General features: G+C 73.3%; 1 protein-coding gene. It reads right to left on the reverse strand.

Features of this window, described 5'->3' with window-relative positions; translation table 11 throughout:
* Positions 1 to 391: 391 nt before the first annotated feature.
* A partial coding sequence (locus tag G5C62_RS27265; RefSeq protein WP_164703446.1) for a GAF and ANTAR domain-containing protein occupies positions 392 to 1044 on the reverse strand: 653 nt, incomplete at its 5' end.

Consider the following 1044-nt stretch of genomic DNA (forward strand, 5'->3'; position numbering starts at 1 on the left):
GGTCGGCGCGGCAGGCCGCCAGGAAGTCGGTCGGGTAACCCCAGTGGGCCTTGCTGCGCAGCGCCAGCTCGGTGAGCTGGCCGGCTTCGTCCGGCGTGGCCGGCCGCAGGACGGTCGACGGAGGCACGTCCGGAGCCTGACAGGTCCCCCGGACGGCCGGTCCATGCCCTGCGCGTCCCCGCCTGGTCCGGGCGGCCGCGCCGACCCTGGGTCAGGGGGACGACCCAGCCGGAGGGTGTTCGGCCCGGGCGCCGTCCGCGGACGGGGCGGCCCGGTGGCCGTCGTCTCGACCACCGAGCCTGGGGTCCTCTGTGTGCCGGCACGCAGACGGCCCCTGCCCGGGTTCTGCCCGTGCGCGTCGTGGCCCAACCCGATCGCAGGCCGAGGACGCTCAGCCGGCCGCCGGGCCGTCGGGCTGGAACTCCCCCGTCCGGACGAGCGTCTCGGCGATGTCCCGCACCTTGCGGTTGCGCCGCATGGAAACCGCCGCCATGGCCTGGAACGCCTGGTCGGCGGTCAGCTTGTACCGCTCCATCAGGATGCCCTTGGCCTGGTCGATCACCGCCCGGGACTCCAGGGCGATCTGCAGGTTCTCCGCCAGCTCCCGGGTGCTCTGGTAGGCGTACATGTTGGCCACCGCGACTCCGGCGTACGGGGCGAACCGCTCGGCGGCCGACCGGGCCTCCTCGTCGAAGGCACGAGGTGCACGCGCGTAGATGTTCAACGCTCCGGCCACCTGCTCCTGGATCGGGAGCGGCACCGACAGCGAGCTGCCGCTGCCCCGCTGCCACGCGGCTCGGCAGTAGTCCGGCCAGCGGTCGTCGACGCGCGCATCCGGGATCTCGACCAGCTCACCGGTCGAGGCGGCGTGCAGGCAGGGGCCGTAGCCGCGGCCGTACTGGTTCTCGTCCAGGTCCAGGGCGAGCTGACCGGTGTAGACCGTGGTCGTCGCCCTGCCGTTGACCAGCAGCGAGATCGAGGCCTCGATCTCGCCCGGCAGCACCTGCTTGACCAGGTCGGCGACGGTCTGGAGCACCGACTCCA

Source organism: Modestobacter sp. KNN46-3 (assembly GCF_011039295.1).